Origin of the sequence: Qipengyuania vesicularis (assembly GCF_019711415.1) — a bacterium.
Lineage (GTDB): Bacteria > Pseudomonadota > Alphaproteobacteria > Sphingomonadales > Sphingomonadaceae > Qipengyuania > Qipengyuania vesicularis.
Map to the genome: position 1 here is coordinate 806590 of NZ_JAIGNJ010000001.1, position 19510 is coordinate 826099.

Consider the following 19510-nt stretch of genomic DNA (forward strand, 5'->3'; position numbering starts at 1 on the left):
CTCCCGTATTTGCCCATGCGGTTACCCGCTAATTCGTATTCTGCGCAAGAACCTTGCGGGCGACGGGCAAATTGGCCAGAGACCAGCGAAACAACTTCCCAGCGAGGACGTAACGTCAACAATGCCCACGCCGATCAAGATGCCCGCCCTGTCGCCCACCATGGAAGAGGGCACGCTCGCCAAATGGCTGGTGAAGCCGGGTGACACGGTTTCCGCTGGCGACATCATGGCCGAGATCGAGACCGACAAGGCGACGATGGAATTCGAAGCCGTGGACGAGGGCACGATTGCCTCGATCGCTGTCGAAGAAGGTACCGAGGGTGTGAAGGTAGGCACGGTCATCGCGATGCTTGCCGAGGAGGGCGAGGATCTGGACGAGGCTGCGGCTGCGGATAGTGGAGCCTCCGCGAAGGCGGAGGCCTCAGGAAGCGAAGACAAAGCGTCGGATAAGCCGACGGAGACCCCCGCCTCCGCGGGGGATCAGGCAAAGGCCGCACCTGCCGCTCCGAAGAGCGACGACGGCAACCGCATCAAGGCGTCGCCGCTCGCCCGCCGCATTGCCGAGCAGAAGGGTCTCGATCTTTCGAGCATTACCGGCTCAGGTCCGAGCGGCCGCATCGTGAAGGCCGATGTCGAGGATGCGAAGCCCGGCGCTGCTCCTGCCAAGGAAGCTGCTGCGGCCCCCACACCCGCTCCGGCCAAGCCCGCCACCATGGGCGGCGACCTCGACGCGCCTTACGAAGCGCAGAAGCTCAACAACGTCCGCAAGGTCATCGCGCGTCGCCTCACCGAAGCGAAGCAGACCATCCCGCATATCTACCTCACCGTGGACGTGCGCCTCGATGCGCTGCTCAAGCTGCGCAGCGAACTCAACAAGAGCCTCGAGGCGGACAGCATCAAGCTGTCGGTCAACGACCTGCTGATCAAAGCACAGGCCCGCGCTCTGCAGCGTGTTCCGCTGTGCAATGTCAGCTTCCAGGGCGAGGAGCTCTACCAATACACGCGCGAGGATATCTCGGTCGCCGTGGCCGCGCCTTCGGGCCTTATCACGCCGATCATCCGCGATGCCGGCCGCAAGGGCCTCGCGCAAATCAGCACAGAGATGAAGGAGCTTGCAGGCAAGGCACGCGACGGCAAGCTGCAGCCGCATGAATTCCAGGGCGGCACCGCCTCGCTCTCCAACCTCGGCATGTTCGGCACCAAGCAGTTCGACGCCGTGATCAACCCGCCGCAGGCGATGATCCTCGCTGTCGGTGCAGGCGAGCAGCGTCCGCACGTCATCGACGGCGCGCTGGGCGTCGCCACCGTGATGAGCGCCACCGGCAGCTTCGACCACCGCGCCATCGACGGCGCGGACGGCGCGCAGTTCATGCAGGCCTTCCAGCAGCTGGTGGAGAACCCGATGGGGCTGCTGGTTTGAGCCACGCATGGCGAAATTTAGCTCTCATTTCGCGAGGCCTAGTCGCTGCCGTCCTGTTCTTTCCGGTTGCTTTCTTGGCGATGATGTTGATCGCGGGCTTGGTCGCCGGAGCGAGCGGGAATGACATTTTCACCTCACCCTTGTCGTTTGCATGGGTGCTATCCAGCTTCGCAGCAATCGGATACGCTTTTTATGGCAAGCGCGAATGGCTACGCTGGATTGCTTTGGTTATTCCACTTGGCGGAGTGATCTATGGGTTCTCCTGACCGCTCCCCTCTCATCCGCGTCACGGCCATGCCGGCCGACACCAACCCCTATGGCGGGGTGTTCGGCGGGTGGCTGATGAGCCAGATGGCGCTCGGCGCGGGTTCGCTCGCGAGCCGGGAGGGGAAAGGCAAGGCGGTGGTCGTCTCGGCAAGTGACTTCGCCTTCCCCGGCGCGATGGAGGTGGGGGACGAACTCTCGGTCTATTGCGACATCGCGGCGAGGGGCAACACCTCGCTCACCATCACCGCCGAAGCCATCGCCCGCGAGCGCAATGGCGAGGCCGAGACCAAGGTGGCGCAGGGCACGTTCAAATTCGTGCTGCTCGACGAAAACAACCGCCCTCGCGCCGTGGCGGAGCGGTGGGCGTGAGCACTGTCCTACTCGGCCCCTCGCATGGCATGGCGGGAACCATGACCCGCACCGCAGCCCACCCGAATACCTATTCCATTTCCCCTCACGGCTTTCCCGCGCTTTTTAGCGCCAGGACCGTGTTCCATCTGTTCCATCCTGTCGGACAAACCGAAGGCTAAATCCAAATGGCTACCAATTACGACGTCATCGTTCTCGGCTCCGGACCCGGCGGCTATGTCGCGGCAATCCGCTGCGCGCAGCTGGGCCTCAAGACCGCCATTGTCGAACGCGAACTACTCGGCGGCATCTGCCTCAACTGGGGCTGCATACCGACCAAGGCGCTGCTGCGTTCGGCCGAGATCCTGCACTATGCGCAGCATGCCAAGGACTACGGCCTCAAGATCGCGGGCGAGATCGAGGCCGATCTCGAAGCGGTCGTTAAGCGCAGCCGCGGCGTGGCGAAACAGCTCAACCAGGGCGTCACGCACCTGATGAAGAAGAACAAGATCACGGTGCACATGGGCGATGGCACGCTGACCGGCCCGACCAGCCTCACCGTGAAGGGCGAGAAGGGCGAGGAGAAGCTCACCGCCAAGCACGTGATCGTCGCCACCGGCGCGCGTGCCCGCGACCTGCCGTTCGCCAAGGCCGACGGCAAGCGCGTGTGGACCTATCGCCATGCCATGACGCCACCTGAAATGCCGAAGAAGCTGCTCGTGATCGGCTCGGGTGCAATCGGCATCGAGTTTGCCAGCTTCTACAACGACATGGGCTGCGATGTGACCGTGGTCGAAATGCTCGACCGCATCGTGCCGGTGGAGGACAAGGACGTCTCCGCCTTCCTCGAGAAGAGCCTGGCCAAGCAGGGTATGACGATCATGACTGGCGCTGGTGTCGAAGCGCTCGACGTCTCCGACAAAGGCGTGAAGGCCAAGATCAAGGACAGCAAGGGCAAGGTTTCAGAGACCGAGTTCACCCACTGCATCACTGCCATCGGCATTGTCCCCAACACCGAGAATGTGGGTCTGGAAAAGCTGGTCGAAATGGACCGCGGCTTCATCCAGATCGACGACTACGGTCGGACGAAGTCGAATGGTCTGTGGGCCATTGGCGACTGCACGCCCGGGCCGTGGCTGGCGCATAAGGCGAGCCACGAGGGCGTCACCTGCGCCGAGGCCATTGCCAAGGAGCTGGGCAACAAGGACGTCCACCCGCACCCGCTCGACCGCGGGAACATCCCGGGCTGTACCTACTGCCACCCACAGATCGCCAGCGTCGGCCTGACCGAAGCGAAGGCCAAGGAAGCGGGCTACGCGGTCAAGGCGGGCACATTCCCCTTCATCGGCAACGGCAAGGCCATTGCGCTGGGCGAGGCGGAAGGCTTCGTGAAGACCGTGTTTGATGCCAAGACCGGCGAACTGCTCGGCGCGCATATGGTCGGTGCGGAAGTCACCGAGATGATACAGGGCTTCGTCGTCGGCAAGACGCTGGAGACCACCGAGGCGGAGCTGATGAACACCGTCTTCCCGCATCCCACGATCAGCGAAAGCATGCATGAGAGCGTGCTTGCGAGCTACGGGCGCGCGCTGCATATCTGATGTGTTCTGAGGGGAGGGCGAGAATACAGTGACCGGGTTCCTGATCCTCGCCTTCCTGATCCTCGTCGCAGGGATCGTCGCCGTGCCGCTCGCGAGCCGGTTCGGGCTCGGTTCGGTGCTTGGATACCTTCTTGCGGGCATGGCGATCAGCCCCGTGCTGCTGGCGCTGAACGTCGACGTCGAGGCGCTACAGGTCTTTGCCGAATTCGGCGTGGTAATGATGCTCTTCATCATCGGCCTCGAGATGGAGCCCAGGCGCCTGTGGGCCATGCGCGGAAAGCTGCTCGGGCTCGGTGGAGGGCAGGTCCTCCTCACCACGCTCGCGATCACCGGCATCGCCTTGCTCAACCAGAACCCCTGGCAGACCGCGCTCGCCATCGGCATGGTCCTCGCGCTCTCCTCGACGGCCATCATCGTCCAGACCTTGACCGAAAAGAACCTGATGAAGAGCGAGGGAGGGGAGGCAAGTTTCTCGGTCCTCCTCGTGCAGGACGTGGCGGTCATTCCCATCCTCGCACTCTTGCCCGTCCTGGCGATGCCGGAACTCTACGATGGCAGCGGCGGCCATGGGGAGGGCGGGCACGGCGGGCTCGACCTGACGGCCGCGATGCCCGTGTGGCTGGCAGCCTTGTCCCGCGTTGCTGCAGTGGCAGCCGTCATCGGCATCGGCATCTTCGCGATCCGACCGCTGTTCCGATACATCGCGGCAGCCAATTTGCGCGAACTCTTCACTGCCGCCGCACTGGGAGTAGTGATCGGCATTGCACTTCTCATGTCCCTGGTCGGCCTGTCGCCGGCCCTTGGGGCCTTTGTGGCAGGGGTCGTTCTGGCAACAAGCGAGTATCGACACGAGCTCGAAAGCGACATCAATCCGTTCAAGGGCCTCCTTCTCGGCCTGTTCTTTATAACGGTGGGTGCAGGGATAGACTTCGTCCTTGCGGGCGAGATCTGGCGCGAGGTCGTGTTCTGGGCCGTGGTGACCATCGCGGCGAAGTTTGCCGTGCTGCTGCTGGTGGGTTGGCTCTATGGACTGCGCCGTCAGGCACTCTGGTTGTTCTGCCTCAGCCTGCCTCAGGCAGGCGAGTTTGCATTCGTGTTGATCGCCTTCGCCGTAGGCAATGCGGTTTTTCCCGAGCAGCTAGCCGATCTGTTGCTGCTGATCGTGGCGCTGACGATGCTGGTCACACCGCTGCTCTTCATCCTCTACGACAAGGTCATCGCCCACGCCTATTGCACCGAGGACGAACGCGAGGCGGACGAGATCGAGGAGGAAAACGAGGTCATCATTGCGGGCCGCGGGCGTGTTGGCGGGATCGTCGATCGCATGATCCAGGCGGCAGGATTTTCTACCACCGTCATCGACTACGACAGCAAACAGCTCGAGATTGTCCGCAAGTTCGGTTTCCGGACATACTTCGGCGATGCCACGCGGCCGGATCTGTTGCATTCGGCAGGGATCGAGAAGGCCAAGCTGCTGGTCGTCGCGCTGGATGAGCGCGAGCAGATCGACAAGCTGGTGAAGCATGTCGCCCAGCATTATCCCAAGGTCCACATCATCGCGCGCGCGATCGATCGCAACCATGTCTACGAGCTGTGGGCCTATGGCTGTCGCGACATCATCCGCGAAACCTACGACAGCAGCCTGCGCATGGGGCGCTCGGCCTACGAGGCTTTGGGAATGGACCGCCAGCAGGCCGAAGCTGCCAAGGATGCGTGGGAGGAGATGGACCGCAGGTTCATGCCCGAGGTCGCCAATCTATATCGGCTCGATATTCCCTACCACGAGAACGAGCCGCTGATGGAGCGGGTCAAGGAACTGCGCAAGGAGTGGGATCCGATCCTGCGCGACCAGATGGAGGAAATCCTGAAGAGGGGTTCCTAGACACTGCGAACGAGGGCGGCTGCTGGCGGACAGGGTGGGATTCGAACCCACGAAGGGCTTGCACCCTTGCCGGTTTTCAAGACCGGTGCATTCAACCGCTCTGCCACCTGTCCGCGAGCGAGTTGCGCGCTAGCCAAAAGAAGGGACGATGTCATCAACCAATCTCGGAACTTCGGAGGCAGTCGCGGCGTAGCGCCCAAATGACACTTGCCATTCATATTCGTCCTGCGAGAACAGGGGCATGAGCCTACGAAAAGTCCTCCTGCTAGCTTGCGCCTCCCTTCTCGGTGTCCCGGCTGCACCCCTTGCTGCGCAGGACATGTCCTTCGAAGCCTATCTCCAGCTCCTTATCGCCCGCGCCCGCGCAGAAGGCGTGTCCGAAGCGACCTTGCAGCGCATGACGGCAGGTCTTGGGCCGAACAACAGGGTGATCCAGCTGGATCGGAATCAGCCTGGGTCCTCCAGCACGCCCGGCTATCCCCCGCTCGCCCCCTATATTGCGACCCATGTCGACAGCGTTCGAATCGCAGGAGGCCGCCGCGAATTGGCCAATTGGCGAAGCACGCTGGCGCGAATTGAGCGCGAGTATGGCGTGCCCGCGGAGATTATCGTTGCGATCTGGGGCCACGAGACTGCCTATGGCCGGGTGAAGGGCGGGTTCGACCTGTCCGAAGCGCTAGCAACCCTTGCCTGGGAGGGACGTCGCCGGGACCTGTTCTCGAGCGAATGGGTCGACCTGATGAAGGTAGCCGACAAAGGCTATTCCCGGAGCGAGCTCAAGGGCAGCTGGGCAGGCGCGTTCGGTAATCCGCAGTTCCTTCCCAGTGTCTACCTGCGCCTCGCCACCGACGGCGATGGCGATGGACGCGCAGACATCATGAACAACAGCGCCGATGCACTGGCATCGATCGCCAATTACTTCCGTGACGCTGGTTGGCGGGAAGGGCAGCCCTGGGGCGTGCGCGCCTATGTCCCGGGCGGCTTCGACGTGGACCAGTACCGCACCAAGCTGGTCGCTCCCGTCTGCCCGCGGGTCCACGAGCGTCACAGCGTCTACAAGACTGCCGCCGAATGGCGGGCGCTCGGCATACAGCCGCAGATTCCGCTCGCCGATGATACGCTGGTCACGCTGTTCCAGCCCGATGGACCGGGGACACCCGCTTGGCTACTGACCGGGAATTACCGGGTCATCCTCGAGTACAATTGCTCGAATTACTACGCGATGAGTGTGGGCCTGCTTGCGGACGAGATAGCGCGCTGATCTTCTGCGGTGGATAGCCGGGTACGGCGCTCGCCTTGGGCGAGCCTCGTAGTTATAGCAGGGCGCAACCTAAACCTTCGAGAGGGAAGCGCCCGTTAGGCGGCGCTGCGAACTGCTTGCATCCGAACCTGAGACTCCTGACCGTTGGCCTATCCCTGGCAACCATGGTGGCAGCTCCAGCTCTGGGGCAGCGGGAGCCTCTTGCTCCCCCCGCAGCCTCCGACGCTCCGATCGCCTATCTCTATGACGTGACCAGCGGCCAGGTCCTGTTTGCAAGAGAAGCAAACCGCCGGTTCATGCCCGCTTCGATTACAAAGGTCATGACGACGTTCCTTGCCTTCGAGTGGATGGAGGAAGGCAGGATCGTCCCGCAGCAGACCTACACGCCGAGGCTCGAAACATGGCGCAGGTGGAAGAATGTCGGATCGACCATGTTCCTGCCCCATGATGCGCAAGTCAGCTTCGACGACTTGTTGCATGGCGTCACGACGGTCTCGGCCAACGATGGTGCGGCCGCGCTGGCGGAAGGGGCCGCCGGTTCGGTCGAGGAATGGGTTGCTGCGATGAATGCCAAGGCTTCCGAAATCGGCATGGCGGACAGCCACTTCGGCACTCCCAATGGCTGGATGGACGAAGGTCGCACCTTCACCACTGCCAGTGACCTCAGCACGCTGGCGACGGCCATGCTTCGCCGCCATCCGAGCAAGTACCGGCATTACGTTGGCCGGCCGGAGTTCACTTACAACGAGATCACGCAGCCCAATCATGATCCGATCAGCGGCGTGGTTCGCGGCGCGGACGGGATCAAGACCGGATTCACAAATCAGGCGGGCTACGGCTTCCTCGGAGCTGCCGAGCGTAATGGCCGCAGGCTCGTGATGGTGGTCGCCGGAAGCCCGCGGGCCAGGGACCGCAACCGGGCCGCGCGCGAGTTGATCGAATGGGGGTTCGCCGCCTTCGACCAGCGCCGACTCTTCCCTCCCAATGCTCGGGTTGCAAAGGCCGAGGTGCAGGGTGGGTCGCGCACGCAGGTACCGCTAGTCGCGCCGTATGGGATTTATGCCGACATTCCCGCGGGCGGAAATGGGGATGTCAGGCTCTCGGTGAGTTACGAGGGACCTGTCCAGGCTCCGATATCCCAAGGCGAGGAAATCGCCGAGCTGGTGGTTTCGGTAGAGGGTATGCCCGACTACCGCGTTCCGCTTGTCGCAGGACAGGACGTGGGTGAAGCAGGATTGGTGCGCCGCGCCCTGAACGGTGTATTGGGCTGGTTCTCATGACACGCGGCAAATTCATCGCTTTCGAAGGCGGGGAGGGCATGGGCAAGTCCACCCAGGCCCGTCTCCTTCGCGATGCCTTGATCGCTAGAGGTATCGAAGTAAAGCTCACGCGCGAGCCCGGTGGAACACCGGGCGCCGAAGCCATCCGCGACCTGCTGCTTCACCCGCCGGGCAAGGGATGGGGTGCAGAGGCCGAAGCCCTGTTGTTTGCAGCCTCGCGTGCTGATCACGTGGCCAGCCTTATCCGCCCCGCGCTCGCTGAGGGGAAATGGGTAATATGCGACCGCTTCGTCGATTCGAGCAGGGCCTACCAGGGCATTGCCGGCAAGCTCGGCGACGAGGCCATACGGACGCTTCATGATATCGGGAGCGACGGACTCTATCCCGACCTCACCATCCTTATTGCTGTCGAGGGATTGGAGGTGGCCGACCGACTTAGGGCACGCGACGGGGACACGTCCGACGCAATCGGTGGGCGCGATGAAACCTACCATTCTAGCGTGAATGCCGCTTTCGACGCCTTTGCCCAAGCAGAGCCGGGTCGCTTTGCGAGAGTCGATGGCGCAGGATCTGTCGAGGAGGTGCAGGCAAGAGTGCTCGGGGCCATCGCGCCCCTGCTGCACGAGGCGGCTTCCTGATGCTGGTGGGGCATGAGGCAGCCTGGGATGCATGGCGCAGCGCCATGGCGGGTTCGCGGATGCATCATGCATGGTTGCTGGCGGGCAAAAAGGGGCTGGGCAAGGCCAGCTTCGCACAGGCTGCAGCAAGGGAGTTACTTGGTGCAGAGGGGAGTGGAGACCACCCCGATATCCTGACCCTCACCTATGGCCCCAAGAACAAGGACGAGGCCAAGAAGCGCGACGACGGGAAGCCATACGAACTCGCGCGCGGGATAAAGGTCGACCAGGTTCGCGCAATTCAGCGGCGGTTGACGACGCGCCCGACGCTAGGATCGAAACGCGTGGTCATCATCGATCCATCGGACGACATGGAGGTCTCCGCCTCCAACGCCTTGCTGAAGAGCCTCGAGGAGCCGCCCGAGGGGACCTACTTCCTCCTCGTTGCGCACAGCCCAGCCCGGTTGCTCCCTACCATCCGCTCGCGCTGCAGGACCGTGCGGTTTCCGGCCCTCCCTCCCGAGGCAATGGACGAACTCCTGCGTGACCTTGCCCCGCAAGCCGATATTGCCACGCGCGATGCCGCCATTGCCGCAGCGGCAGGATCGCCCGGTGCCGCGCTCGCTTTCGTGGAGCTCGAACTCGGCAAGGCCGCCCAGCTTATGCGGCGTATCGCGGAAGAAGGCGACCGGGATTTCTCGCTTCGAGGTCAACTTGCAGGGGTTATCGGTGCGAGGCAGGACATCCCCCGGCTGCAGGCAGTGCTCGATCTCGCCCGGGCAATTCTTGCAGAAAAAGTGGCGGAAAGCCTCTCCGATCCACGCAAGCTCGTCGATACGCATGCCGAACTCGTCCGACTGACAGGCGAACAGCCGACATATAACTTCGATCCCGGATTGCTCGGGATGGAAATAGGAACCTTGCTCGCAAGTGCAGGCGCGGCTAGCGAGCGCGGCAATGGCTGACCCTTATTACATCACCACTGCGATCCACTATCCCAATGGCAAGCCGCATATCGGCCACGCCTACGAAACCATCGCGGCCGACGTCATTGCACGCTTCCAGCGCCTGATGGGGCGCGACGTGCGCTTCCAGACGGGCACGGACGAGCATGGCCTGAAGATGGCACAGAAGGCGCGCGACCTCGGCAAGACCCCGCGCGAGCTGGCCGATGAGATGTCGGGCGCGTTCAAGGACCTCTTCGACCGGCTCGATATTACCTACGACCGCTTTATCCGCACTACGGACGAGGATCATCACAAGGCGAGCCGCGCGATCTGGGAAGCGATGGAGACCAAGGGCGATCTCTATCTCGACCGCTACGAAGGCTGGTATTCGGTTCGCGACGAAGCGTACTACGACGAAAAGGAACTGATCGAAGGGGAGGGGGGCGAGAAGCTCTCTCCGCAGGGCACCCCGGTCGAATGGACCGAGGAGGAGACCTGGTTCTTTCGACTGTCAAAATACGCCGAGCCACTGCTGGAGCTCTTGAGGAAGCCCGGCTTCCTCGAGCCGGCAAGCCGCCGCAATGAGATGATCGCTTTTGTCGAGGGCGGCCTCAAGGACCTTTCCGTAAGCCGCACCAGTTTCGACTGGGGTGTAAAGGTGCCCGGACATGACAACCATGTGATGTACGTCTGGGTCGATGCGTTGACCAATTACATCACCGGTGTCGGCTATCCCGATGGCGGCGAGATGTGGGACAAGTACTGGCCCGCGAGCCTCCACCTCATCGGAAAAGACATCGTGCGCTTCCACACGATTTACTGGCCGGCATTCCTCATGAGCGCGAATATTCCCGTCCCGCGGCACGTTTTCGGGCACGGATTCCTGCTCAACCGCGGGGTCAAGGAGTCGAAATCGGCGGGCAATGTCACCGACCCGAACGAACTTGTCGATTTGTTCGGAGTGGATTCCCTTCGCTACTTCCTGATGGCCGAAGTCGTATTCGGGAAAGATGGCAGCTATTCCGCCGAAGCGCTTGTAAACAAGGTAAATGCTGAGCTCGCAAACAGCTTCGGAAACCTTGCGCAGCGCACGCTGTCGATGATCCACAAGAACATGGACGGCAAGCTCGAGGCCTTCGAAACGAACGGAGACGACAAGACCCTGCTCAATACGGTGCAGGAGGCTTGCCGCGATGTCTTGCCGCGCGAATTCGAGGCTCTGAACTTCAGTGTCGGCATCGAGGCATGGTTGAAGGCCGTCTTCGCCTGTAACGCCTATGTCGACGAGCAGGCCCCCTGGGGCCTCAAGAAAACCGACCCGGAGCGGATGAAAGCAGTCCTCCAGACACTGTTTATCGCCATCCGCGATCTGGCCATCGCAATTCAGCCCGTCGTGCCGACCAAGGCGGCTGCGGTGCTGGACCAGCTTGGCGTCACGGTCGAGCGCCGCACTTATGCCGACCTGTCGGATGAAGGCTGGTTCGGGGCGCTTGTTGCCAGCGGTTTCGTCGTGGAGAAACCGACACCCGCTTTCCCGCGCCTCGAAATGCCGGAAACCGAGGCGGCTTGATGCTGGTCGATAGCCACTGCCACCTCGAATACGAAGGGCTGGTCGAAAACCAGGCCGACGTGCTCGACCGCGCGCGCGGGGCGGGGGTGGGGGCCTTCCTCAATATTTCGACCAAGCGCGCAGAGTGGGGACAGGTTGTCGGGACTGCCAACGCCAAGCCCGATGTCTGGGCCAGCGTCGGCATCCATCCGCACAATGCCGATGATCATCCCGACCTCACCCGCGAAGAGCTGCTGGAGGCAACACGCGATCCGCGCGTGATCGGTATCGGCGAGACGGGGCTCGATTATTACTACGATCACTCGGACCGCGCCGAGCAGCAACGCCTTTTTCGCATCCACATAGACGTGGCGCGCAAGACTTGCCTTCCAGTCATCATCCACACTCGCGATGCCGAGGACGACACGATCGCAATCCTTGCCGAAGAGATGGAGAAGGGGGCTTTTCCGGCTCTCATCCACTGTTTCACCGCTTCGCAGGATTTCGGGAGGCAAGTGCTCGATCTCGGCTTGTCGATTTCGCTTTCGGGTATCGTGACCTTCAAGAACGCCAAGGAATTGCAAGACGTTGCAAGGTCGGTACCGCGTGAACGTCTGCTCGTGGAGACCGACAGCCCGTTCCTCGCTCCGGTCCCGCACAGGGGCAAGAAGTGCGAGCCCGGCTTTGTGCGAGACACGGCCGCCTTCATCGCCGGACTTCGCGGCGAAACGCTGGAGAAACTCGCCAGCTACACGACCGCGAACTTCTACCGACTGTTCAGCAAGGCAGTCGCGTGAAGCTGATCATGCTCGGCTCGGGCACGTCGACCGGCGTGCCCAGGATCGGAGATGACTGGGGCGACTGCGATCCCAATGAGCCGCGCAATCGGCGGACCCGCGTATCGATCATCGTTGAGAATGACGCGGGTCAGCGGATACTGGTCGATACTTCGACCGACCTGCGCGCGCAGCTGCTGGCGAACAAGATCGACAAGGTCGACGCGGTTTTCTGGACGCATGATCACGCAGATCACTGCCACGGCATCGATGACCTTCGCGTGATGCGGTATGATCGCAGCAATCCGCTGCCGGGATTTGCAACGCGTGTGACGTGCGAGCGCTTGCGGCGACGGTTCGACTATGTTTTCGAAGGACAGTTTGGCTATCCGACAATCGTCGACCTAAAGGAAACGTCGCAAGTACAGTTGGTTGCAGGCTTTTCCTTTGATGACGTGGTAATGCCTCATGGCCCTGCCAAGAGCACGGGTTTCCGGTTCGAGGCGGACGGTAAATCGATCGTTTACGCTACCGATTTCAGCGAGATCACACCGGCCATGGTAAAGACCTTCAAGGATTGCGATCTTCTGGTGGTCGATTGCCTTAGGGAGCGGCCACATCCCACGCATGCGCACCTCGATATGGCTCTCGATCTTGCGCGCAAGTGCAGATCGCGGCGTACGGTGCTCACACATATGGACAAGTCGATGGATTACCGCAGGCTCTGTGCAGCCGTGCCGAAAGGTGTCATCGTCGGATATGACGGTTTGGAGGTGGCTCTATGAATGTTGGCGGAGGTGAAATTGCCTGGGCGGCGCTGATGGCGGCGTTGGTGGTTGCCTATATGGTGGGATTGAAGCGTGACGATGGACTGCGTGCGAACCAGATTGTGAAGATGGCGTTGATCTGGGTCGGGATCATTGGCGCGGCCTACTTCCTTGTTAGTTGGTTCACTGGAATGAGTTGATTGGACGGGGGAGACCTGCCTCTCTCGCTAAGTTCGCACTTAACATAATATATATTATCATTCCTTTATTTGGCGAGTGGAGATCTGGATTCCAATCCTTCCCCTCTCACTCATGGCAGTCTAGTCATCAGATATGTCGGAACAACTGGACAGACTTCTCCGCATCATGGCTCGCTTGCGAGATCCAGAGCGCGGCTGCGAATGGGATACGGCGCAGAACTTCACCACGATCGCCCCCTATACAATCGAAGAAGCCTATGAAGTGGCCGACGCAATCGAACGTTCGGACATGGCTGATCTCGAAGGTGAACTCGGCGACCTGCTGTTCCAGGTCGTCTTCCATGCCAGGATGGCCGAGGAAGCTGGTCATTTCACCTTCAAGGATGTGGCGAAGAACATCGCCGACAAGATGGAAGCCCGCCACCCCCATATCTTCGGTAACGAAGGCGGGGTGATGGAAGAGTCTCGCTGGGAAGACTTGAAAGCGGCCGAACGCGAAGAAGCGGGTGCGAGAGGCGCATTGGACGGCGTCGCCCTGGCATTGCCGGCATTGCTCCGCGCCCAGAAGCTGCAAAGACGTGCGGCACGCCATGGCTTCGACTGGCCTGACGTCACTGGGCCGCGCGCAAAGGTTCTCGAGGAAATTGAAGAACTTAAAGAAGCTTCCGATGGAGAAATCGAGGAAGAGGCAGGAGATTTTCTCTTTGCTGCCGTCAATCTCGTCCGCGCCTATGGCGTCGATGCGGAAGGAGCGCTTCGTGCTGCCAACACCAAATTCGAGCGTCGCTTCAGGGCCATGGAAGAACTGGCTGGCGGTGACTTCTCCGACCGGAATCTCGATGCACAGGAAGAGCTATGGCAAGAGGTCAAACGGCGTGAAAAGGCCGCGTTATAGGCTTTCGAACTGACCCGCCTCTTTCGGATTGAGCCGCACGACAAACCGACGCACCGGCCCGTCAACGCCCTCGCCGGCATCTTCTTCGACCAGAACCTCGCCATGGGCGTGCAACCATGCGATGCGTCTGCCGTCGCTGACGGGCAATTCGAACTCACGGATCGATGCCTTGGCCGTCAGCATCTCGCCGAGTTTCTCGAGGAGCGTATCGACGCCCTCGCCCGTCATTGCCGACACACCCACAATATCCTCGTTGGAAGCTGCCACTTCGCCCAGTTCGCCGGCGCGATCCTCGTCGAGCAGGTCCCACTTGTTCCAGACTTCGAGGATCGGAATCGATGAAGTGCCCCCCTCCCCGTCGATAACGTCGAGGTCGGTCAGGACGCGCAGGACCTGCGCTTTCTGTGCGTCAGCGCTCGGGTTCGACATATCGCGAACATGGCAGATCACGTCGGCTGCAGTAACTTCTTCCAGGGTAGCGCGGAAAGCGGCCACAAGCTGCGTTGGGAGATCCGAGATGAACCCGACCGTGTCCGAGAGGATGGCTTTCTCGACACCGGGTAAGCTGATCGCGCGCATCGTCGGATCAAGCGTAGCAAAGAGCAGGTCCTCGGCCATGACTTCGGCGCCCGTCAGCCGGTTGAACAGCGTGGACTTCCCGGCATTGGTATAGCCGACCAGCGCCACCACCGGCCAAGGGGCACGCTCACGCCGCTCGCGGTGCAATCCGCGAGTCTTCCGGACTTGCTCCAACTCCTTGCGCAGGCGCCCCATCCGCTGGCGGATCATCCGCCGGTCGGCCTCGATCTGTGTCTCGCCGGGTCCGCCAAGGAAACCGAAGCCACCGCGCTGGCGCTCGAGGTGGGTCCAGCTGCGCACCAGGCGGCTCTGCTGGTAGTCCAGATGGGCGAGCTCGACCTGCAGGCGCCCTTCCGCTGTGGCTGCACGTTCGCCAAAGATCTCGAGGATCAATCCCGTCCGATCGATCACCTTGCGCGAGAGCTTCTCTTCCAGATTGCGTTGCTGGATCGGGCTGAGAGCGCCATCGACCACCACGAGTTCCGCCTCGTGCTGCTCGCAGGCTATCCGGATGTTCTCGACTTGTCCGGCGCCGAACAGCAGGTTCGGCCTTACCTCGCGCACGGGCAGAGTGAAGCTGTCCTCGATCTCGATGCCGATGGCGAGCGCAAGCCCCTCGGCCTCACGCAGACGGCTGTCCGCGTCAAGATCATAGGCCTGCCCGCGGATATCGGGGCAGATGACGAGCGCCCGCGCACCGCGCGAGACTTCGCCAAGCAGGTCGTCGTCGAAACTCAGCTGTCGTCCTCGTCCCATTCCTCGGTCAGGTCGACCGGGGTTGCAGGCTGGATGGTAGAGACTGCGTGCTTGTAGGCCAACTGTACATAGCCGTCGCGCTCGAGCATCATGCAGAACAAATCGTAGGCTGCGATCTTGCCCTGAAGCATTACGCCGTTGACCAGAAACATCGTCACTTGCGCTTCCGCCTCGCGCACGCGGCTGAGGAACACGTCCTGCAGAAGCCTCTGCTTGGCGCCCGATCCGGTGCTGGCAAACTGATCTGCGTCGATCGGTTGACCAGGCATGATGGTGCTTACCGCATGCTTGTATACCAGTTGCGATTGCCCATCGCGGCGCAGCAGGATCGAGAAATTATCGAACCAGGTCACGATCCCCTGCAATTTCACGCCTTTCACGAGGAAGACGGTCACCGGGGTCTTGTTCTTGCGCAGCATATTGAGGAATGCATCCTGCAGGCTCGGCTGCTTGCCCTTTGGAGCGGCCGGTTTCTCCGGCCTCGGGCGGGCGGTAAGGGTGCGTTCGCCAGACATCTTGCGTGTCTCCTGTTGTTGGCGGCCGCTGTCACGGTCCGCGATCTGGACGCTCCCACCGCGTCCGGGCACCGGAGGTTAGTCCGGATTTGAAACGCAATGTGGCGATTGCGGTGCCCGTGCGCAATAAATAAATGTTTGGAGGGTGTTGGCGCGAAACTGTGCGCGCTACTTGCGCTCGTTGCCCTTGCGCTCCGCCATGCCCAACAGTTTGAGCTTTCTATGAAGGGCTGACCTTTCCATCCCGATAAAGCTCGCCGTCTTGGAGATATTGCCCGAGAAACGCCGGATCTGGATAGCGAGGTACTCGCGCTCGAAGCTCTCGCGCGCCTCGCGCAAGGGTGCCCCCATCAGCGCAGCCATACCGCCGTTGCCCCCGGCCTTGCCCCCGGCGACTTCTTCCGAAAGCATGGCGGCCTCGACGGTATCGAGCTGGTCGCGAGGAGTGAGGATGATCGTCCGCTCCACGACATTGCGCAGCTGGCGGACGTTCCCCGGCCAGTCGTAGGCCTGGAGGGCCGCCATGGCTTCCTCGCTGATTGCCGGAGGCCGCAAGCCCTGCTCCGTCGCATAACGGGCGAAGAAATATTGTGCGAGCTGCGGAATGTCGTCTCGGCGTTCCGCAAGCGATGGGATCTCGACCGGTACAACATTGAGGCGATAGAACAGGTCTTCGCGGAATTTCTTCTCTTCCATTTCCTTGGCAAGGTCGCGTGCTGTCGAGGAGACAACACGGACATCGACCCCGATCTGGCGCGATCCCCCGACGCGCACAAAGCTCTGCTCGGTAAGGACGCGCAGGATACGAGCCTGTGTCGACAGTGGCATGTCCGCGACTTCATCGAGATAGAGCGTGCCACCGTCGGCGGTCTCAAGCAGACCCGGTCGGACGAGTTTGCCGTCCGCCTCTTCACCGAAGAGTTCCTCCTCGAAGCGTTCCGGAGTGATGCGCGCCGAGTTCACGATTACGAAGGGCTTGTCGGCGCGGGTTGACCAGCTGTGGAGCAGGCGCGCCGCCACTTCTTTGCCCGAACCCGCAGGCCCGCTGATGAGGACGCGGCTTCCGGTTTGCGCCACGCGCTTCAACGTCGCGCGAACATTATTGATCGCGGCCGAGTTGCCGGTGAATTCGCCGCCCTCGCCCAGACCTTCGCGCAGACGGGTATTCTCGCGGCGAAGACGCTCGGTTTCGGTCGCGCGTTCGACCAGGTGAAGCAGGCGCTCTGCTTCGAATGGCTTTTCGATGAAATCCATCGCGCCCCTGCTGACGGCGCTGACCGCGGTATCGATATTGCCGTGGCCGGAGAATATGATCACGGGCAATTCGGGTTCGCGAAGCTTGATCGCGTCGAGCACCTCGAGGCCGTCCATCTGGCTACCGTGGAGCCACACATCCAGCAGCACGAGGCTCGGACGTTTCTCGTCGACTGCATCGAGCGCGGACGCGCTGTCACCCGCCGTGCGGCACTCATAGCCCTCGTCGCTCAACACGCCCGCCACCAGTTCGCGGATGTCGCGCTCGTCGTCGACGATGAGGATGTCCAAGGCCATGTTCAGCTTCCCGTTCTTTCTTCAATCCTTGCGTCCGCATCATCGGATCGGATTCCGTGCGGATCGCGCGCAAAGCGCAGGGTCACCCGCGTGCCGCCGCCTTCAACGGAGGAGAAGCTCATTTCCCCTCCGTGTTCTTCGACAATCTTGTTCACGATTGCCAGCCCAAGGCCGGTGCCCTTGGCTCGTGTCGTTACATAGGGTTCGAGGATGCGCTCGCGGTCCTGCGGCAGTCCGATACCATTGTCAGTCACCGCGACCGTGATCGATTCCTCGTCCTCGAATACCTCGACGCCGATCCGGCCGCGATAATCTTCGGGTGCGTGCGCCACCCTCGCCTCAATGGCCTCTGCAGCATTCTTGAGGATGTTGGTGACGGCCTGCCCCAGCTGGTGGCGATCGGCCTGGATCTTGAGTGGCCCTTCGATCTCGGTTGCCATCCCATAGTTGATCTCTGGGTTGGCGACTTCCTGGAGGAACAGCGATTGGCGGATCAGGTCCAGCGCGTCCTCCGGACGGAACACCGGCTTGGGAAGCCGGGCAAAACTCGAGAACTCGTCCACCATTTTGCGCAAGTCGCCGACCTGCCTCACGATCGTGCTGGTCAGCTCGTCGAACAGCTCGCCATCCTGCTCGATCTGCTTGCGATACCGACGCTTCAGACGCTCTGTGGCGAGTTGGATAGGGGTCAAAGGGTTCTTGATTTCGTGGGCGATCCGGCGCGCGACATCGGACCAGGCCGCTTGCCGCTGGTCGAGTAGCTGCCTGGTGATGTCCTCGAAAGTGATCACGTGGCCCTCGCCCTCGGGTACGAGTTTTACTGCCAGAGTCATCAGCTCGCCATGGCGAGAATGACTGACCACGCCTCGGTCGAGCCCTGCGATCACCATGGCTGCTATCTGTGGTGCCATCTCGTCGAGCGTGGCCGGAGGTTTGCTCCCCTGCCCTCCCTCAAGCAGCGTATTCTGCGCAGGTGCGTTCATGAGAAGCACGCGCCTCTCACCATCGATTGTGATCACACCCGCGCTGACCGATTCCAGCACGGCCTCGATGAAGCTGCGGCGATCTTCCAGCTCTTCATTGGCTGTCACCAGCGCGTCGGTTTGCTTCTCCAGTTGCGCTGTCATGCGGTTGAAGGCGCGGTTCAGCATGCCGATTTCGTCTGCGCCCGTCCGCCCCTCCACACGCATGCCGAAATTGCCCGCACCGACCTTGCGCGCAGCGGCTACGAGGTCGGTGAGCGGCTCGACCTGGCGATCCGCGAAGCGCAGCGCGAACCACACAGCGATCCCGACCAGCGCGAGGCTGACGAAGAAGAGGGCGAGGTTGAAACGCAGTTGCAGCGCGCGGGCGCGCGATGTGAGCTCTTCATAGGCCCCTGAGATCGAGCGCGCGCGCTCCCAGCTGCGGAAGCTTGCGCCTTCAGCATTGCGTGCCGTGTAGAGATAAATGCCCGCCGCACGGTCGATCGGCGCGACCGCCTCGATACGCTCGGGGCTGCCCTGAACCGCCACCTGTTCCCCGCGACGGAGGCTGTTGAGGCTAGCTTCGGTGAAGGTCACCGGATCGCTGTCTTCCGAGATGTTGTAGAGAACGGCCGTGCGCGCGCTGCCATCGGGCATGGCCTGCAGGATCGCGCTTTCTACGACGTCACGGGGCTGCGCCTGGTATTCATAGACCAGCATGAAGTCGGGATCGGTGACCGAGATGCGTTGCAGGTTCGAGCGCATGTCCATCGCCATCGAAATGGTCTCTTCGGCGAGGTCGAGCTGGTTATCCTCGTAATAGCTCTCCGCCAGCGCATTCGCGTTCTCCATCAGGCCGCGCGAATTGTCGGAGAACCAGAAATCGACGCCCGACTGGAACAGGACGGCGGCGAAAGCTGCCACCAGCAGCGTCGGCACGGCAGCGACCATGGAGAAGAAGAAAACTAGGCGGACGTGGAGCCGGGCTGTGCTCCCCGCTGCACGCCTCAGAGCGAGGCGGCGCCCTGCAAGGACCAAAAGCGCCATGGCGGGGATCAGGGTCCCGATGAGCAGGACGGCGACCTGGCTGCTAGGCAACAATTGGCCATCCGGCGGCGCACCGGAGAATGCCGCGTAAGTCATCCCGACCATGATCAGGAAAGCCGCAACCGCTGCGATTTCTATCATCGTGAAGAAATTGGCGCGGCGCGATGCCACCACGAACCTTCGCCACCAGCGCGGCGTTCTTTGGGACTGGGGGGCGACGCGGCTAGCCATCGTGTCCCTCTTACATCGCTACTGTTGCAAATTTGCAAGAGTAAATGCGACGAACC

The 19510-nt window shown here is 61.8% G+C and carries 17 protein-coding genes and 1 tRNA gene; 13 read left to right on the forward strand and 5 right to left on the reverse strand.

Going from position 1 to position 19510, the window contains the following annotated elements:
• The first annotated feature begins 121 nt into the window (after positions 1 to 121).
• The 4 genes from K3146_RS04045 to K3146_RS04060 all read left to right on the forward strand — a co-directional run bounded on the left by K3146_RS04045 (position 122) and on the right by K3146_RS04060 (position 5518).
• Positions 122 to 1420 carry a pyruvate dehydrogenase complex dihydrolipoamide acetyltransferase gene (locus K3146_RS04045; protein WP_221544891.1) on the forward strand — a complete coding sequence of 433 codons (1299 nt, stop codon included), beginning with the start codon at positions 122 to 124 and terminating at the stop codon, positions 1418 to 1420.
• 252 nt (positions 1421 to 1672) lie between these two features.
• The gene (locus tag K3146_RS04050) at positions 1673 to 2056 is read left to right on the forward strand and encodes an acyl-CoA thioesterase (protein ID WP_247711001.1); all 384 of its coding nucleotides are present in this window, start codon (positions 1673 to 1675) and stop codon (positions 2054 to 2056) included.
• A gap of 167 nt (positions 2057 to 2223) precedes the next feature.
• Positions 2224 to 3636: a dihydrolipoyl dehydrogenase gene (lpdA, locus tag K3146_RS04055; protein WP_221544892.1), complete on the forward strand. Its 1413-nt coding sequence runs from the start codon at positions 2224 to 2226 to the stop codon at positions 3634 to 3636.
• Positions 3637 to 3664: 28 nt separating this feature from the next.
• Positions 3665 to 5518 carry a cation:proton antiporter domain-containing protein gene (locus tag K3146_RS04060; protein WP_221544893.1) on the forward strand — a complete coding sequence of 618 codons (1854 nt, stop codon included), beginning with the start codon at positions 3665 to 3667 and terminating at the stop codon, positions 5516 to 5518.
• A gap of 23 nt (positions 5519 to 5541) precedes the next feature.
• Here K3146_RS04060 and K3146_RS04065 read toward each other — a convergent pair.
• Positions 5542 to 5631 (reverse strand) — tRNA-Ser (locus K3146_RS04065).
• 128 nt (positions 5632 to 5759) lie between these two features.
• On the opposite strand from K3146_RS04065, the gene K3146_RS04070 reads away from it, so the two are divergent.
• The 9 genes from K3146_RS04070 (at position 5760) to mazG (ending at position 13810) form a co-directional block, all read left to right on the forward strand.
• On the forward strand, positions 5760 to 6779 hold the full coding sequence (locus K3146_RS04070; RefSeq protein WP_221544894.1) for a lytic murein transglycosylase: 1020 nt from the start codon (positions 5760 to 5762) through the stop codon (positions 6777 to 6779).
• A gap of 164 nt (positions 6780 to 6943) precedes the next feature.
• Positions 6944 to 8059, forward strand: a complete 1116-nt coding sequence (locus tag K3146_RS04075) for a D-alanyl-D-alanine carboxypeptidase family protein (protein ID WP_221544895.1) — start codon at positions 6944 to 6946, stop codon at positions 8057 to 8059.
• Positions 8056 to 8697, forward strand: coding sequence for a dTMP kinase (tmk, locus tag K3146_RS04080; RefSeq protein ID WP_221544896.1), 642 nt, complete (start codon positions 8056 to 8058; stop codon positions 8695 to 8697). The genes K3146_RS04075 and tmk overlap by 4 nt, the downstream gene beginning before the upstream one ends.
• A complete protein-coding gene (locus K3146_RS04085) occupies positions 8697 to 9641 on the forward strand; it encodes an AAA family ATPase (protein WP_221544897.1) in 945 nt (314 codons plus the stop codon). Before tmk ends, K3146_RS04085 begins: the two co-directional genes overlap by 1 nt.
• Positions 9634 to 11193, forward strand: coding sequence for a methionine--tRNA ligase (metG, locus tag K3146_RS04090; protein WP_221544898.1), 1560 nt, complete (start codon positions 9634 to 9636; stop codon positions 11191 to 11193). The genes K3146_RS04085 and metG overlap by 8 nt, the downstream gene beginning before the upstream one ends.
• Positions 11193 to 11969 carry a TatD family hydrolase gene (locus K3146_RS04095; RefSeq protein ID WP_221544899.1) on the forward strand — a complete coding sequence of 259 codons (777 nt, stop codon included), beginning with the start codon at positions 11193 to 11195 and terminating at the stop codon, positions 11967 to 11969. Before metG ends, K3146_RS04095 begins: the two co-directional genes overlap by 1 nt.
• Positions 11966 to 12733: an MBL fold metallo-hydrolase gene (locus K3146_RS04100; RefSeq protein WP_221544900.1), complete on the forward strand. Its 768-nt coding sequence runs from the start codon at positions 11966 to 11968 to the stop codon at positions 12731 to 12733. Before K3146_RS04095 ends, K3146_RS04100 begins: the two co-directional genes overlap by 4 nt.
• Positions 12730 to 12915, forward strand: a complete 186-nt coding sequence (locus K3146_RS04105; RefSeq protein WP_221544901.1) for a hypothetical protein — start codon at positions 12730 to 12732, stop codon at positions 12913 to 12915. Before K3146_RS04100 ends, K3146_RS04105 begins: the two co-directional genes overlap by 4 nt.
• Before the next feature lie 133 nt (positions 12916 to 13048).
• Complete coding sequence (mazG, locus tag K3146_RS04110; protein WP_221544902.1) at positions 13049 to 13810, forward strand: nucleoside triphosphate pyrophosphohydrolase; 762 nt, start codon at positions 13049 to 13051, stop codon at positions 13808 to 13810.
• Here mazG and hflX read toward each other — a convergent pair.
• From hflX to K3146_RS04130, 4 genes are all read right to left on the reverse strand, one after another.
• Positions 13805 to 15145, reverse strand: coding sequence for a GTPase HflX (gene hflX, locus K3146_RS04115; RefSeq protein ID WP_221544903.1), 1341 nt, complete (start codon positions 15143 to 15145; stop codon positions 13805 to 13807). The two genes, mazG and hflX, sit on opposite strands and share 6 nt — an antisense overlap.
• Positions 15124 to 15660: an RNA chaperone Hfq gene (gene hfq / locus K3146_RS04120; RefSeq protein WP_221544904.1), complete on the reverse strand. Its 537-nt coding sequence runs from the start codon at positions 15658 to 15660 to the stop codon at positions 15124 to 15126. The genes hflX and hfq overlap by 22 nt, the downstream gene beginning before the upstream one ends.
• Positions 15661 to 15828: 168 nt before the next feature.
• Complete coding sequence (gene ntrX / locus K3146_RS04125; RefSeq protein WP_221544905.1) at positions 15829 to 17211, reverse strand: nitrogen assimilation response regulator NtrX; 1383 nt, start codon at positions 17209 to 17211, stop codon at positions 15829 to 15831.
• A gap of 2 nt (positions 17212 to 17213) precedes the next feature.
• Entirely contained in the window at positions 17214 to 19454 is a 2241-nt protein-coding gene (locus tag K3146_RS04130; RefSeq protein ID WP_221544906.1) for a sensor histidine kinase, read from the reverse strand.
• Positions 19455 to 19510 lie beyond the last annotated feature (56 nt).